The sequence below is a fragment of the Streptomyces sp. NPDC030222 genome, assembly GCF_055573115.1.
Map to the genome: position 1 here is coordinate 62,205 of NZ_JBVICA010000018.1, position 14,958 is coordinate 77,162.

Genomic DNA, 14,958 nt, shown 5'->3' on the forward strand with positions numbered 1-14,958 from the left:
ATGACATCACTAACAGCATCCGTGATGTGTTTTCTGTGGATATGTTCCGTGTGGGGGCTGCGAGTCGGCGTCGACGGGGGCGGGCTTCGCCGAACCGTGAAGGCCGAGTGCCGGCCGGTGTGATGGCCGGCGCCTCCCGGTGCCGTTCCCGTGGCGCTCCCGTGTTGCTCTCGTGCCGCCCCGTGTCGTGTCGCGTCGACCCGTGTTGCTCCCGCGCCGCCCCGTGCCGTGTCGTGTCGGCCCGCGCCGTTCGCCGCTGCCGGTGTCAGCCCGCGTCGGGCCGTACGACGCCCAGGATCGGCATCGAACCGGCGCCCGCGATGGTGACGTTGCGGCCCGGCCGTGGCGCGTGCACCATCGCGCCGTCTCCGATGTACATCCCGATGTGGCTGGCGTCCTTGAAGTAGACGATGAGGTCGCCGGGCCGCATGTCCTTGACATCCACCTTCGGCAGCAGCCGCCACTGCTCCTGCGACGTACGGGGAATGCCGCGTCCTGCCGCCGCCCACGCCTGCGAGGTGAGCCCCGAGCAGTCGAAGGAGTCGGGGCCCTCGGCGCCCCACACGTACGGCTTGCCGATCTGGGCCGTGGCGTAGGCGATGGCCGTCTTGGCGCTGCCCGTCGCCGCGCTGCCCGTGTTCTTCAGCGCACCGGAGTTCAGCCAGGCCGTCTGCGCCTTGTGCTGCGCCTCCCGCTCCAGCTGGAGGAGGCGTTCGCGCTCCTTCTCCTCCAGCCGGCTCTCCAGCTTCTCGGCGGCCGCGATCTGCTTGGTGATCTCCTTCTTGGCCTTCTCCTTGGCCACCCGGTTCGCTTCGAGCTTCTTCCAGTACGCGCTGGCGTCCGTCGAGTACACCTTCAAGTCCTGTTCGGACTTGGCGAGTTCCCCGAGCAGCCCCTTCGCGGCGTGCTGCTCCCGGCGGAACTGGCCGGCCCCCTCCAGGAATCCGTCGGGGTCGCCGCTGAGCATGAGGTGGGCGCTCGGCGGGAGGCCGCCGGTGCGGTACTGCGCGGCCGCCGCGGCGCCGGCCAGGGTCTTGAGACGGTTGATCTTCTCCTGGACCCTGACGATCTCCTTGGCCAGTCGCACGATCTCCGCCGACTGCTTCTTCGTCTGCTCCTCGGCGAGGTTGTACGCGTCGGTGGCCGCCGCGGCGTTGCGGTAGAGGCCCTCGATCTCCTTGCGGACCTCCTCCAGGCTCCTGCCCGCGGTGGGCGAGGAGGACGCGGACGGCGACGGTGATGCCGGGGGAGCGGGTGCCGCATACGCCATGGGTGACGCAACTACCGTCAGGGCGCAGACCAGGCCGATCGCAGTGGCCAAGCGGCGTCCGTTCACGGGCTCCCCCTTCAGAAATCTGATTTACCGTCAGTAACTTGTCGATGACGTGGTGATGATGCCATGACCGGAGTCAAAACGACAGGGGGCGGGCCGAGCTGACGGCATCACACCCGCCACTGGGACGAACCACAGTCCCATCGCGTTCCACGGAACCCATGCTTCCGGCCGAATAGGCCGAAGAATCCGGCCCATTCACCGGATGAAAAGGTCATATCCCCCGAAGAAGCGCTAACTCGCCGGGGCCAGTGACGCCCACTCCACCGTGACCTCGCCCTGCCGCCAGCGCGACACCCCGTCCACGACCGGCCAGTCCGCCCGCAGGTCCTTCACGGAGCGGATCCAGCGCTGCCGGGCGCCCAGGGACGCGAACGGCGCGGCAGCGGCCCAGGCCCGGTCGAAGTCGCGGAGGAACGCGTGCACCGGCTCGCCCGGCACATTGCGGTGGATCAGCGTCTTCGGCAGCCGCTCCGCCAGATCGGAGGGGCGCTCCAGCGATCCCAGGCGGGCGGCGAACGTCACCGTGCGCGGACCCTCCGGCCCGAGCGTGACCCACACATGCCGGCGGCCGATCTCGTCACAGGTCCCCTCGACCAGCAGCCCGCCGGGCGCGAGCCGTGCACACAGTCGCCCCCAGACCGCCGCCACCTGGGCCTCGTCGTACTGGCGCAGCACGTTCGCCGCGCGGATCAGCACCGGACGGCGTCCCCCGGGAAGCGGGATCTCGAAGCCGCCGTGCAGGAACGTCAGCCCGTCGCGGGCGTACGGGACGGCCGCCGCGACCCGCGCCGGCTCGATCTCGATGCCGACGACGCCCGCGCGCGGGTCCGCCGTGCGCAGTCGTCCGAGCAGCTCGACCGCCGTCCAGGGCGCCGCCCCGTACCCGAGGTCGACCGCGACCGGATCATCGCTGCGGCGCAGCGCCGCGCCGTGGACGGCGGCGATCCAGCGGTCCATACGGCGCAGCCTGTTCGGGTTGGTGGTCCCGCGGGTCACGGTGCCCACCGGGCGTCTGGGGGGTGCTGCGGCCATGCATCGAGCTTATGCGGCTCCGGAAGCGGCACCGGACGTCCTGATCCGGTGACGTAATGATTTGGCAAAGTGGAAATGTGGCGGCACCCCGTGTGGGTTGGCACCTTTGCAGGGGTGCCGAGGGCACCTTCACCGGCATGCCCTGGTCATGCCCCGCGCGAGAGGACCGTCGTCGTGACCCAGTACGTGTCCCGGCTGGGCGGCCGCCGTTCCGTGCTCCCCGGGCCGCCACGGCTGAAGTTTCCCGGTACGCATCACCGCAGGCCACGCCGGGTGGCCATGCTCAGCGTGCACACCTCTCCGCTGCACCAGCCGGGCACCGGTGACGCCGGCGGCATGAACGTGTACATCGTCGAGCTGGCCCGGCGTCTCGCGGCGCACGGCATCGAGGTGGAGATCTTCACCCGGGCCACGACCGGGGGCCTGCCGCCCGTGGTCGAACTCACACCCGGCGTACTCGTCCGGCACGTCGACGCCGGCCCGTACGAGGGCTTGGCCAAGGAGGACCTGCCCGCGCAGCTGTGCGCCTTCACCCACGGCGTGATGCAGGCCTGGGCGAGCAGGCGGCCCGGGCACTACGACCTGGTCCACTCCCACTACTGGCTGTCCGGCCAGGTCGGCTGGCTCGCCGCGGAACGCTGGGGCGTCCCCCTGGTGCACGCCATGCACACCATGGCCAAGGTCAAGAACGCCGCACTGGCCGAGGGCGACACCCCCGAGCCGGCCGCCCGGGTCATCGGCGAGACCCAGATCGTCCGCGCCGCCGACCGGCTGATCGCGAACACCGCCGAGGAGGCCGACGAGCTGGTGCGGCACTACGGAGCGGACCCCGCCAAGGTCGCCGTCGTCCACCCCGGCGTCAATCTCGAACGCTTCGGCGTCGCCGACGGCCGCGCCGCGGCGCGCGACCGGCTCGGGCTGCCGCAGAACGCCCTGATCCCGCTCTTCGCCGGCCGCATACAGCCCCTCAAGGCGCCGGACGTGCTGCTCCGCGCGGTCGCCGCGCTGCTCGACGAGGACCCCTCGCTGCGCTCCCGGCTGATCGTGCCGGTGGTCGGCGGGCCCAGCGGCAGCGGGCTGGCCAAACCGGAAGGGCTGCAGAAACTGGCCGCGCGGCTCGGCATCACCGATGTGGTGCGGTTCCGGCCGCCGGTCGGCCAGGACCGGCTGGCGGACTGGTTCCGCGCCGCGTCCGTGCTGGTCATGCCGTCGTACAGCGAGTCCTTCGGGCTGGTGGCGATCGAGGCCCAGGCCACCGGCACACCGGTCGTCGCGGCCGCGGTCGGCGGGCTGCCGGTCGCGGTGCGGGACGGGGGGACCGGATTCCTCGTCGAGGGCCACGACCCGCGCGACTACGCACGGGCGCTGCGGCGGTTCCTGGACGATCCGCGGCTGGTCGAGCGGATGGGCGCCGCGGCCGCCGCGCACGCGCAGTCGTTCGGCTGGGACACCGCCGCGTCCGCCACCGCCGACGTGTACACCGCGGCGATGCACGACCACCGCCGTCGCGTACGCTCGGCCCATGGCTGACGCGGGGCAGGTCGAGCAGGTCGTCGAACAGACGCTGGACGAGGCGGGGCTGGAGTGGGAGAGCCCCCGCGCGGGTTCGTACGTCGTGAAGCTGCCCGGTACGCGGAAGTTGTCCACGACGTGTTCGCTGATCGTCGGTCAGCACTCCCTGTCGGTCAACGCCTTCGTCATCCGGCACCCCGACGAGAACGAGGCGGGCGTGCACCGGTGGCTGCTGGAGCGCAACCTCAAGCTGTACGGCGTCGGTTACGCCGTCGACCCGCTCGGCGACATCTATCTCGTGGGCAGGATGCCGTTGTCGGTGGTGACGCCCGAGGAACTCGACCGGGTGCTCGGCACGGTTCTGGAAGCGGCCGACGGCAGCTTCAACACGCTCCTGGAGCTGGGTTTCGCGAGCGCGATCCGCAAGGAGTACGCGTGGCGGGTGTCGCGCGGCGAGCCCACGCGCAACCTCGACGCGTTCAAGCACCTGATCGAGCGGCCCACCGGGTGACGGGGCGGCGTACCGGCGGCTGACGCCCGGAACGGGCGTGGACCCGCGGGCGACGCCACGCGGGCTCGCGCAACGCGGTCGGCAAGGTGCTCATGGGCGCTGCGGCCGTACGTACCCCTGAACGTATTCACCGCTGAACCCATGCATCGCTGAACACCGCCGGACGTTTCCCCTAGCCGACCCCGTCGGACTGCGCGGCCGCGTTCGACGCCGCGACCGCTTCGGTGGCTCCCGACGACGTGGACCGTCCTGCCGGGTACTCCTCGCCCGTGGTCTTCGCCGGCCCTCCGGCAGGGGCCTCGACGACGGCCGACTCCGCCGACAGTGTGCTCATCAGCAGCCAGTAGCCGGCCGCCGCGAGGGTGCCGAGCACCGCGCAGACCCCCCACAGCCAGGCCGTGCCGTACGCGTCGATGACGAAACCGCCCATCAGCGGTGCGACCAGTGCGGCCACCGACCACGACATCGTGTACATCCCCTGGTACCGGCCGCGGCCGTGCACCGGGGACAGCCGGACGACCAGGCTCGTCTGGGTCGGCGAGTTGATGATCTCGGCCACCGTCCATACGCACACCGTCAGCGCGTACACACCGAGGGACCCCGCGAACGCGGTCAGCCCGAAGCCGTAGCCCGCGAGCAGCGCGGAGAACACCAGGAGCCGCTGCGGATCGCGGTGCTCGATCATGCGGGTGACCGGGATCTGCAGGGCGACGATCAGAACGCCGTTGACGGCGATGACGAGTCCGAAGTCGGCACTGGAGAAGCCCTCGGCACCCATGGCGACGGGCAGCGTGGTGTACGCCTGGGAGAAGACCAGGGAGACCAGGAAGGACAACGCGACCACGCCCATGAACCGGCCGTCGCGCAGCACGGTGCCCATGCCGATGCCCGCGCTGCCTTCCCCGGCGGCGGTGTCCGGGCGTTCCGGGCGGGACTCGGGGAGCTTCAGGAACACCAGCAGCGCGCAGACCAGGGTGAGCGCGGCCTCCCCGAGGAAACCGGCGAGGTAGCTGTACTCGGCGACGAATCCGGCGACCATCGAGGAGACGGCGAAGCCGAGGTTGATGGCCCAGTAGTTCAGGGAGAACGCCCGGACGCGGTCCTCGGGGCGGACGATGTCCGCCATCATCGCCTGCACCGCGGGACGTGACGCGTTCATGGCCATGCCGGTGACGAAGGCGACGGCGGCGATGGCCGACGGATCCCGCACCAGCCCGAGCACGGCGACGCTCAGAGCCGTCGAGACCTGCGCGATCAGCATCGTGGGCCGTCGGCCGAGCCGGTCCGTCATCACACCCGCGCCCAAGGAGGAGACGACCCCGCCCAGCCCGTGCAGAGCGGCGACGAGTCCCGCGTACGAGGCGGAGTAGCCGCGTTCGAGGGTCAGGTAGAGCGCCATGAACGTGGCGACGAACGCGCCGAGCCGGTTCACCAGGGTGCTGGTCCACAGCCACCAGAACTCGCGGGGAAGGCCCGAGACGCTCTCGCGTACGGCACGTCCCAGGCGCTCGACGGACATCGGATTCCCCCCACGACGTTCAGCCGCTGTAAGCGGCACTATGGCCGAACGCACGTTACAAGCGGCGTCCGGGAGAGCGCCAACGATTTACCGGCCGCCGCCCCGGACCGCCCGCATGTCCGCCCCTCGGGCGCCCCGAGCAGGCCGCCCGGCCCGTCCATTAACCTCGTACGCATGGCCGACGCACCGTACAAGCTGATCCTCCTCCGCCACGGCGAGAGCGAGTGGAACGCGAAGAACCTGTTCACCGGCTGGGTGGACGTCAACCTCACCGAGAAGGGCGAGAAGGAGGCGGTCCGCGGCGGTGAGCTGCTCAAGGACGCCGGCCTGCTCCCCGACGTGCTGCACACCTCCCTCCAGAAGCGCGCCATCCGCACCGCGCAGCTCGCCCTGGAGGCCGCCGACCGCCACTGGATCCCGGTCCACCGCACCTGGCGCCTGAACGAGCGCCACTACGGTGCCCTCCAGGGCAAGGACAAGGCGCAGACCCTCGCGGAGTTCGGCGAGGAGCAGTTCATGCTCTGGCGCCGCTCGTACGACACCCCGCCGCCGGCCCTCTCCGACGACAGCGAGTTCTCCCAGGCGAACGACCCGCGCTACGCGACGATCCCCACCGAGCTGCGCCCGCGCACCGAGTGCCTCAAGGACGTCGTCGAGCGCATGCTCCCGTACTGGTACGACGGCGTCGTCCCCGACCTGCTGGCCGGCCGCACGGTCCTGATCGCCGCCCACGGCAACAGCCTCCGCGCGCTGGTCAAGCACCTCGACGGCATCTCCGACGCCGACATCGCGGGCCTCAACATCCCCACCGGCATCCCGCTCGTCTACGAACTCGACGCCGACTTCAGGCCCGTCACCCCCGGCGGCACCTACCTCGACCCCGCAGCGGCGGCCGCGGCCATCGAGGCCGTGAAGAACCAGGGCAAGAAGAAGTAGGTTGTGTGATCATGCCCCTGAGCTGCGTGTTTGGCGCGGATCGGGGGCATGGTTGCGGTCCGGGCCTGCTGTTGTGCCCTCAGCGCCCCGAGCCCTGCGGCCGGAGTGTTTGACACGTGTACCAACAAATCTTGACCGCTCGGTCATCACCTTCCGTAGTCGGGGCTGTCGAGCGGCTGTGTCAGGGAATCGCGCCATGACAGGCAGCGTCTGCCGTGGAGCGAGCTGCAAGGTGGCGACAGAGCTTTGGGGGCGGAGTGCAGCCGGACAGCGGACCAGGTGTCGGTCTCAGCCCGAGGGAGACAGCCGCCCTCCTGCTGGGCAAGATTCGTCAGGGCAGCGGCTACGCCCGCGGCAAGAAGTTGCGCTTCAGCCGAAGCGCCTCCGTCACCAAGGTGGCGACGCTCGTACTGTCCGCTGCCTCCACCGTCATCCTAGGCCTGCAGAATCTCAACGCGTGGGCTGGTCTGGCCTTGGCATGTGTGGCGCTGGTGACGTTGCTAGGAGCCGTCGAACCGTTCTTCAACTGGCGCTCCCGATGGGTTCTGATGGAGGAAGCGCAGTACCGGTTCCAGCGGCTCGCCGATGACCTCGAGTACCTCTTGGCATCGACGCCCGCCGACGAGCTCACGTTCGATCAGCTGGGCGAGATCTTCGGCCGGTATCAGACGATCTGGGACGACCTGAGCCGCACTTGGCTGGAGCAGCGCCGGGAACCCGCGCCGTAGACCGATGCCCGGCGGCGCGCGCATCCACGGGCTGCGGCCCGGTCGGACTCATGTGACGCGCGTCTGCCGGCAGAGCCGTCGAGCGTGGACAAACGCTCCGTGGCCGCGGCGTCGGCCATGCGGATGCGGCCGGCTCGCGCGGTGGGCCGGACCGCGGTGTCGTTGACGCGGATGCCCACGGGGAGGGCAGCCGACGTCCAGGACTTCGGAGGGCAGCGGGGGCGGTCGACTGCGAAGGGACGAGGCGTGCCCATAGCCGGACACATAGTGCGTCGCACCAACCCCAGCAGTTGCATCGGGGAGCACGAGAGCCGCTACCTCGTCGACGGCACCCTCCCGTCGGCCGGGACGACGTGCCGGCAGGACAGAGCTCCCTTCTCCGCGGCCGAACCGGTCGGCGGCATCGCCACGGGCGGCGGAGGGACGGCCGGGCCGGCATCGGCCACGGACCGTCAGGTGCCCGTGGTGCGGCGGCGGTAGGTGAAGCAGGCGGAAGGGCCCGCCCGGCCGGGACGCTGTCCGGTCGGGCGGGCCCCTCGTCGTCGGCTCGGTCGTCACCTCGGCAGCGCACGCACGCGGTGCCGCGTGCGGAGCGGGGTCAGCCGCAGCAGCCTCCGCACTGGCAGGGCGAACCGGACTGGCAGCCGCAGCTGCAGCCCGAGCCGCAGCCGCAGGCGCCGAGTACGGGCAGGAAGACCACTTCGACGGAGACGTCCGCCGAAACGTCGGGAGTGGGGGAGTCGGCCATGGGGATTCCTCCTCGTCAGGGGCGAGCCGCGAACGGGCGTACCGCTTCCCATTGCATGCCCGCCCCGACGGGCGCATCAACGGCGCACCGCGGCATTCGGCGCTCGACGGGGCTTCCGGGACCGGGCAAGCGCCCCTAGGGCACCGGGCGAGCGCCCCTGGGGAACACCGGGCAAGCGCCCCTAGGGCACCGGGCGAGCGCCCCTGGGGAGCACCGGGCGAGCGCCGCTAGGGCACCGGGCGGGCGCCTCTCAGGTACCGGGCGAGCACCCCTGAGGCACCCGCCCCCCGCGTGCCTCAGGCCTCGTCGACCACCGTGGGCGCCTGCAGCTCGTCGGCGTGCTCACCGGTCACCAGGTAGACGACACGCTTGGCGACCGACACCGCGTGGTCGGCGAAGCGCTCGTAGTAGCGGCCCAGCAGGGTCACGTCGACGGCGGTCTCGATGCCGTGCTTCCAGCGGTCGTCGATCAGGTGCTGGAAGAGCGTGCGGTGCAGCAGGTCCATCTCGTCGTCGTCGGTCTCCAGCTGCATCGCCAGGTCGACGTCCTTGGTGATGATCACCTCGGCGGCCTTCGCCATCAGGCGCTGCGCGAGCTGGCCCATCTCCAGCATCGTGGCGTGCAGGTCCCGCGGCACGGCGGAGTCGGGGAAACGCAGCCGTGCGAGCTTCGCCACGTGCTGGGCGAGGTCGCCCGAGCGCTCCAGGTCGGCACTCATGCGCAGCGAGGTGACCACGATCCGCAGATCGGTCGCGACGGGCTGCTGGCGGGCCAGCAGTGCTATCGCGCGGGCCTCCAGGTCGTGCTGGAGGTCGTCGACCTTCTGGTCGGCGGCGATCACGGATTCGGCCAGTTTCAGGTCGGCGTCGAGCATGGCCGTGGTGGCGCGCCCGATCGCCGACCCGACCAGCCGGGCCATCTCCACCAGACCCTCGCCGATCGAGTCCAGTTCCTCGTGGTACGCGTCCCGCATGGGTAGTCCCTCTCTTGTGCGTCCTGGGGTTCCGACCCCACGCTCCCACGGTCGGGTGCGCGCGCGTCGGATACCGGCATCTCAAGTGAACCGCCTCCGTCACCTCGGTGAACTCTGGGCGACGACTGTCCGAGGACCGACTCCGGCGGCTGGGGGCACCTCGGCCACCATGCATAACCTGGATGCATGGACGTGAACGCGGCGGTCGCCGCAGCGGCAGCGATCGTCGGGGTGTGCACCGGCGTCATCGCCATGCTGGCGTTCCGCTGGAGCGAACGCGAACAGCGTCGCCCCACCAGGACATCGCTGCACACGGACACCGTGCTCCCGCCCGGTGTCGACACGGTGCTGTCGGTGCTCCGGTCGTCCGCCGTCGTCCTCGACGAGAGCGACAACGTGGTGAAGGCCAGCTCCGCGGCCTACGCCCTGGGCCTGGTCAGGGGCGGCAAGCTGTCCGTCGAGGCCATGCTCCAGATGGCCCGCGACACCCGGCGCGACGGCGAGATACGCCAGGTCGAACTGGACCTGCCGCGCCGCGGCACCGGCCGGGTCGAGGCGCTCGCGGTCTCCGCCCGGGTGGCGCCGCTCGGTTCCCGCCTGGTCCTGCTGCTGGTCGACGACCTGACCGAGGCGCGGCGCATAGAGGCGGTGCGCCGTGACTTCGTCGCGAACGTCAGTCATGAGCTGAAGACGCCGGTCGGCGCCCTGTCCCTGCTGTCCGAGGCCGTCATGGATGCCTCGGACGACCCCGAGGCGGTCACCCGCTTCGCGGGCCGCATGCAGATCGAGGCGACCCGGCTCACCAACCTCGTGCAGGAACTCATCGACCTCTCGCGGGTGCAGAACGACGACCCGCTGGAGGACGCCGAGCCGGTCCGTGTCGACGACCTCGTCGCGGAGGCCATCGACCGCTGCCGGCACACCGCCTCGGCCAAGCAGATCACCATGGCGGCGGGCGGCACCGCCGGTCTCCACGTCTGGGGCAACCGCAGCCAGCTCGCGGCAGCCCTGGGCAACCTCGTGGAGAACGCCGTCAACTACAGCCCGGCCCGTACCCGTGTGGGCATCGCGGGCCGCCGGGTCGCCGTGACCGGCGGCGACCTGATCGAGATAGCCGTCACCGACCAGGGCATAGGCATCTCGGAGAAGGACCGGGAACGCATCTTCGAGCGTTTCTACCGCGTCGACCCGGCCCGCTCGCGTGACACCGGCGGTACCGGCCTCGGCCTCGCCATCGTCAAGCACGTCGCGGCCTCGCACGGGGGCGAGGTCACCGTCTGGAGCTCCGAGGGCCAGGGCTCCACGTTCACCCTGCGGCTGCCGGAGGCCGGCGCCGGAAGGGACCGCAGGACCAACCCCTCCCCGGGCGGGCAGCCCGTCGGCGACCATACCGACGACGACCGTCCGTACGAGACCTTCACCGATGATCCGATCCCAGCCCCGGAGGTCCTTCCGTGACCCGAGTGCTCGTTGTCGAGGACGAGGAATCCTTCAGCGACGCCCTGTCCTACATGCTCCGTAAGGAGGGGTTCGAGGTCGCGATCGCGGCCACCGGACCCGACGGCCTGGACGAGTTCGAGCGCAACGGCGCCGACCTGGTCCTGCTCGACCTGATGCTGCCCGGCTTGCCCGGCACGGAGGTCTGCCGTCAGCTGCGCAGCCGCTCCAACGTCCCCGTCATCATGGTGACCGCCAAGGACAGCGAGATCGACAAGGTGGTCGGCCTGGAGATAGGTGCGGACGACTACGTCACCAAGCCGTTCTCCTCGCGTGAACTGGTGGCCCGTATCCGTGCGGTGCTGCGCCGCCGGGGCGAGCCGGAGGAGGTCGCGCCCGCCGCGCTGGAGGCCGGACCGGTCCGGATGGACGTCGACCGTCATGTCGTGACGGTCTCCGGCGCCAAGGTCGACCTGCCGCTGAAGGAGTTCGACCTGCTGGAGATGCTGCTCCGCAACGCGGGCCGGGTGCTGACCCGTATGCAGCTGATCGACCGGGTGTGGGGCGCGGACTACGTCGGCGACACCAAGACGCTGGACGTCCACGTGAAGCGACTGCGCGCCAAGATCGAGCCGGACCCGGGTGCCCCGCGCCACCTGGTGACGGTGCGTGGTCTCGGCTACAAGTTCGAGCCGTAGACGACGGCCGCGGGAGCCGTGGCCGTGCGGCCCCGCGGGTGAGCGGTCGAGGACAAGAGGACAAGGGGAAGACCCGCCATCCCGGCGGGCCTTCCCCTTGCGTCGTGGTGGGCCGGTTCGCCGGTCAGTGACCGGCGCTGTGCGACGCGGAGGCGTCGTCGGACGGCGTGGCCTCGCCCGACTCCTCGGCGCCGGCCGCGGGCGTGGCCGGCGTGCCGGTCGGGGAGCCCGTGGGCGAACCGGTCGGGGTGGCGGCCGGGGTCTCCGGGGCCTTGGCGGCCTCGCTGGGTCCCCAGGCGGTGAAGTAGCTGGTGGACGGGACGACGAAGGCCTCCAGCGGCACCTCGCCGGTCCGGCTGAACGAGAAGACGACGTCCTGCGCGTTGCCGTCCTCCGCGGCCTCGCTGCCGTCGGGGATCACGGCCGAGGCATTGCCCTTGCCGCCGATGACGACATAGCCGCCGGCCGGGACGACGAGCGCGCCGGAGCCGCTCGCCGGGTGGATCTCGACCTTCGCCTTGGTGCCCGGGAGGGTGATCGACTCCAGCGTCTGCGGCGCACTGGCGTTGTTGAAGACGGTCGCGGTGACGACGGCCGGTCCCTTGGCGTCGCGCTCCGGCTGCGTGACGATCGTCGCGTTCTGGACCTTGATGTCACCGACCTGGACGGCAGCGTTGTCCGGCTTGACCTGGAGGGTCTCTGCGTTGTTGCCCGCGGCGCATCCGGCGAGGGTGACGAGCGAGGATGCGAGAACGGTGGCGGCGAGGGCGCCGCGTCGAAGGCTGCGGCTCACGGCGGCGGCAACTCCTTGGACGTAAGAACGGACTAAGGGTGTGTCAGCGCGCTTAGGTTACCGATCTGTCCTGCGGGACCCGCACCCGACCCGCCCCTGGCGCCGCCGGACCGCCTCCCGCCGTGTCTCGTGCGGGCTTTTGTACGCCGTTCACATATACCGGGTGACCAATTCCCCGGGCGGCCACGCATTCCTTACCGAATATCCACCGACGGGGCGCCGAGAAGCCGGAACCCGATCACCGGTCCCGTGCCGCGGCCGATGCCGCAGGGGATCAACGGTGATCAATTACCGGTGCTCCGCACGAGGTCCCGCGCGAAAAAAAGATCGCTGGATCCGGACGGGTGACCTAGGCTCGAACGGAGTACGTGACGTTCACCGCTTTGAACCCGACAAATCGGGACTTTCCGCCCCTTCGATCAGTGTTCAGCAGTCGGCAACCTCTGCGTTTCCGTGGCCCCGCAGAGCCGCTCCGACCTGCGAATACCCCCTTCCGTTAGGCCTCCGCAGCACGTTCCAGTCGCTGTTGTCAAGCCCCGAGATATGCCCTGACCTGCGAAAACGCCATTCAGAAGAAGCCGTTCTCGTGTTACCCTGGATAGCCACGGAAGGGGTACCTGTCACATGACGTTCAAGGTTGGCGACACCGTGGTCTATCCCCATCACGGGGCCGCGCTGATCGAGGCCATCGAAACTCGCCAGATCAAAGGCGTGGACAAGACCTACTTGGTGCTCAAGGTCGCTCAGGGCGATCTGACGGTTCGCGTGCCTGCGGACAACGCGGAGTTCGTGGGTGTGCGCGACGTGGTCGGGCAAGACGGGCTGGACCGGGTCTTCGAGGTGCTGCGCGCGCCGTACGCGGAAGAGCCCACGAACTGGTCCCGTCGCTACAAGGCAAATCTCGAGAAGCTCGCCTCGGGCGACGTCATCAAGGTCGCCGAAGTGGTGCGCGACCTGTGGCGCCGCGAGCGGGAGCGCGGTCTTTCCGCAGGTGAGAAGCGCATGCTCGCCAAGGCTCGGCAGATCCTGGTGAGTGAGCTCGCCCTCGCGGAGAACACCAACGAGGACAAGGCCGAGGCTCTCCTCGACGAGGTCCTCGCGTCCTGACGCAGCAGAGCATCACACCGTGCCGCGGTGCCCGCTGACGCACATACGCGTCGCCGGGCACTGCGGCATGTTCATACGACATGTCCGTACCCGGCGTACTCCGCGAGCCACCGGTGACCGGTCCCGAAACGACCGTCCCGGGAACGCCGTCCCCGGACGCATTCGCGGCGCACCCGGAGTGTCCGCCATTTGACCAGCTGTCACGGAAAGGGTCCGGTCGAATTCGGCCCCCGGGCACGCTCTGGCCATACCCATGTCGGCCGCGGACACAAACCTGCCGCACCGATGCCGCACCGATTCGGAGCGGCGACCCGCTTCCCGGAGTGCACATTCATGTCAGACGAATTCCGGCCGGACGGCGCGAGTCCCGCGCCCGCCGCCGCACGCACCGCCGCGGTGATCCCGGCAGCCGGACGCGGTGTCCGGCTCGGCCCCGGCGCCCCCAAGGCGCTCCGCACGCTGGGCGGCACCCCGATGCTGATCCACGCGGTGCGGGCCATGGCCCGGTCCCGGGCCGTCTCGCTCGTGGTCGTCGTCGCCCCGTCCGACGGCGTCGCCGAGGTGAAGGGCCTGCTCGACGAGTACCCGCTCCCCGAGCGGACCGACGTCCTCGTCGTCCCCGGCGGCCGCACCCGCCAGGAGTCCGTCCGGGCGGGCCTCGAAGCGCTCCCGGAGGGCGTCAGCACCGTCCTGGTCCACGACGCGGCCCGTCCCCTGGTGCCCGTCGACACCGTCGACGCCGTCATCGAGGCCGTACGCGACGGCGCCCGCGCGGTCGTTCCCGCGCTGCCCCTCGCCGACACCGTCAAGGAGGTCGAGCCGGCCGCGGACGGCAGCCCCGAGCTGGTCCTCGGCACGCCCGAGCGGGCGAGGCTGCGCGCTGTGCAGACCCCGCAGGGCTTCGACCGCGCCACCCTGCTGCACGCCCACGAGACCGTGGCGACCGGCGGCGAGGGCGCCACCGACGACGCCGGCATGGTGGAGCGGCTCGGCGTCCCCGTGGTCGCGGTCCCCGGCCACGAAGAGGCCTTCAAGGTGACCCGTCCCCTGGACCTCGTCCTCGCCGAGGCCGTACTCGCCCGCAGGAGGGCCCATGACGGCTTCTGACCGCCCCGGACTCCCGGCGCTCCCGCTGGTCGGCATCGGCACCGACGTGCACGCCTTCGAGCGCGGCCGCGAACTCTGGTGCGCCGGCCTGCTCTGGGAGGGCGAGGAGTACGGCCTGGCCGGGCACTCCGACGGGGACGTGGCCGCGCACGCCGCCTGCGACGCCCTCTTCTCCGCGGCGGGTCTCGGCGACCTCGGTGCCCACTTCGGCACCAGCCGCCCCGAGTGGTCCGGCGCCTCCGGGGTGACCCTGCTCGCCGAGGCCGCGAGGATCGTCCGCGCCGAGGGCTTCGAGATCGGCAACATCGCCGTCCAGGTCGTCGGCGTACGCCCGAAGATCGGCAAGCGGCGCGACGAGGCGCAGAAGGCGCTGTCCGCGGCTGCCGGCGCCCCGGTGTCCGTCTCCGGTACCACCACCGACGGACTCGGCCTCACCGGCCGCGCCGAGGGGCTGGCCGCGATCGCGACCGCGCTGCTGGTCCGCGTCTGACGAGCTGCACGGCGGCCGTCGGTCGCTGGT

15 protein-coding genes are annotated in these 14,958 nt (G+C 70.9%); 9 read left to right on the forward strand and 6 right to left on the reverse strand.

What is annotated here, in order from left to right:
* Positions 1-265: 265 nt before the first annotated feature.
* Both ACZ4Z5_RS24170 and ACZ4Z5_RS24175 read right to left on the reverse strand, forming a co-directional pair.
* Positions 266-1,270 (reverse strand): C40 family peptidase, encoded by a 1,005-nt coding sequence (locus ACZ4Z5_RS24170; protein ID WP_468266244.1) that lies wholly within the window; start codon positions 1,268-1,270, stop codon positions 266-268.
* Positions 1,271-1,567: 297 nt separating this feature from the next.
* Entirely contained in the window at positions 1,568-2,368 is an 801-nt protein-coding gene (locus ACZ4Z5_RS24175; RefSeq protein WP_468266070.1) for a class I SAM-dependent methyltransferase, read from the reverse strand.
* 174 nt (positions 2,369-2,542) lie between these two features.
* Here ACZ4Z5_RS24175 and mshA point away from each other — a divergent pair, with 174 nt between their 5' ends.
* Both mshA and ACZ4Z5_RS24185 read left to right on the forward strand, forming a co-directional pair.
* Positions 2,543-3,898 carry a D-inositol-3-phosphate glycosyltransferase gene (mshA, locus tag ACZ4Z5_RS24180; protein ID WP_468266072.1) on the forward strand — a complete coding sequence of 452 codons (1,356 nt, stop codon included), beginning with the start codon at positions 2,543-2,545 and terminating at the stop codon, positions 3,896-3,898.
* Positions 3,891-4,391: a type III secretion system chaperone family protein gene (locus tag ACZ4Z5_RS24185; protein WP_468266074.1), complete on the forward strand. Its 501-nt coding sequence runs from the start codon at positions 3,891-3,893 to the stop codon at positions 4,389-4,391. The genes mshA and ACZ4Z5_RS24185 overlap by 8 nt, the downstream gene beginning before the upstream one ends.
* Before the next feature lie 172 nt (positions 4,392-4,563).
* On the opposite strand, the gene ACZ4Z5_RS24190 is transcribed toward ACZ4Z5_RS24185, so the two are convergent.
* Positions 4,564-5,910 (reverse strand): MDR family MFS transporter, encoded by a 1,347-nt coding sequence (locus tag ACZ4Z5_RS24190; protein ID WP_468266076.1) that lies wholly within the window; start codon positions 5,908-5,910, stop codon positions 4,564-4,566.
* A gap of 174 nt (positions 5,911-6,084) precedes the next feature.
* Here ACZ4Z5_RS24190 and ACZ4Z5_RS24195 point away from each other — a divergent pair, with 174 nt between their 5' ends.
* Both ACZ4Z5_RS24195 and ACZ4Z5_RS24200 read left to right on the forward strand, forming a co-directional pair.
* The gene (locus tag ACZ4Z5_RS24195) at positions 6,085-6,846 is read left to right on the forward strand and encodes a phosphoglyceromutase (RefSeq protein WP_468266078.1); all 762 of its coding nucleotides are present in this window, start codon (positions 6,085-6,087) and stop codon (positions 6,844-6,846) included.
* Positions 6,847-7,103: 257 nt separating this feature from the next.
* On the forward strand, positions 7,104-7,574 hold the full coding sequence (locus tag ACZ4Z5_RS24200) for an SLATT domain-containing protein (protein ID WP_468266079.1): 471 nt from the start codon (positions 7,104-7,106) through the stop codon (positions 7,572-7,574).
* A gap of 598 nt (positions 7,575-8,172) precedes the next feature.
* On the opposite strand, the gene ACZ4Z5_RS24205 is transcribed toward ACZ4Z5_RS24200, so the two are convergent.
* Both ACZ4Z5_RS24205 and phoU read right to left on the reverse strand, forming a co-directional pair.
* Entirely contained in the window at positions 8,173-8,322 is a 150-nt protein-coding gene (locus ACZ4Z5_RS24205) for a hypothetical protein (protein WP_468266081.1), read from the reverse strand.
* Between the two features lie 296 nt (positions 8,323-8,618).
* Entirely contained in the window at positions 8,619-9,296 is a 678-nt protein-coding gene (phoU, locus tag ACZ4Z5_RS24210; protein ID WP_468266083.1) for a phosphate signaling complex protein PhoU, read from the reverse strand.
* 186 nt (positions 9,297-9,482) lie between these two features.
* On the opposite strand from phoU, the gene phoR reads away from it, so the two are divergent.
* Positions 9,483-10,754, forward strand: coding sequence for a two-component system sensor histidine kinase PhoR (gene phoR, locus ACZ4Z5_RS24215; RefSeq protein ID WP_468266085.1), 1,272 nt, complete (start codon positions 9,483-9,485; stop codon positions 10,752-10,754).
* Between the two features lie 5 nt (positions 10,755-10,759).
* Entirely contained in the window at positions 10,760-11,431 is a 672-nt protein-coding gene (phoP, locus tag ACZ4Z5_RS24220; RefSeq protein ID WP_468266246.1) for a two-component system response regulator PhoP, read from the forward strand.
* 124 nt (positions 11,432-11,555) lie between these two features.
* Here phoP and ACZ4Z5_RS24225 read toward each other — a convergent pair whose 3' ends face one another.
* Complete coding sequence (locus ACZ4Z5_RS24225; protein WP_468266087.1) at positions 11,556-12,224, reverse strand: copper chaperone PCu(A)C domain-containing protein; 669 nt, start codon at positions 12,222-12,224, stop codon at positions 11,556-11,558.
* 624 nt (positions 12,225-12,848) lie between these two features.
* Here ACZ4Z5_RS24225 and ACZ4Z5_RS24230 point away from each other — a divergent pair.
* The 3 genes from ACZ4Z5_RS24230 (at position 12,849) to ispF (ending at position 14,928) form a co-directional block, all read left to right on the forward strand.
* Positions 12,849-13,331 (forward strand): CarD family transcriptional regulator, encoded by a 483-nt coding sequence (locus ACZ4Z5_RS24230; protein WP_003953493.1) that lies wholly within the window; start codon positions 12,849-12,851, stop codon positions 13,329-13,331.
* Between the two features lie 333 nt (positions 13,332-13,664).
* Positions 13,665-14,438, forward strand: coding sequence for a 2-C-methyl-D-erythritol 4-phosphate cytidylyltransferase (gene ispD / locus ACZ4Z5_RS24235; protein WP_468266089.1), 774 nt, complete (start codon positions 13,665-13,667; stop codon positions 14,436-14,438).
* Positions 14,425-14,928 (forward strand): 2-C-methyl-D-erythritol 2,4-cyclodiphosphate synthase, encoded by a 504-nt coding sequence (gene ispF, locus ACZ4Z5_RS24240; RefSeq protein ID WP_468266091.1) that lies wholly within the window; start codon positions 14,425-14,427, stop codon positions 14,926-14,928. The genes ispD and ispF overlap by 14 nt, the downstream gene beginning before the upstream one ends.
* Positions 14,929-14,958: the final 30 nt, after the last annotated feature.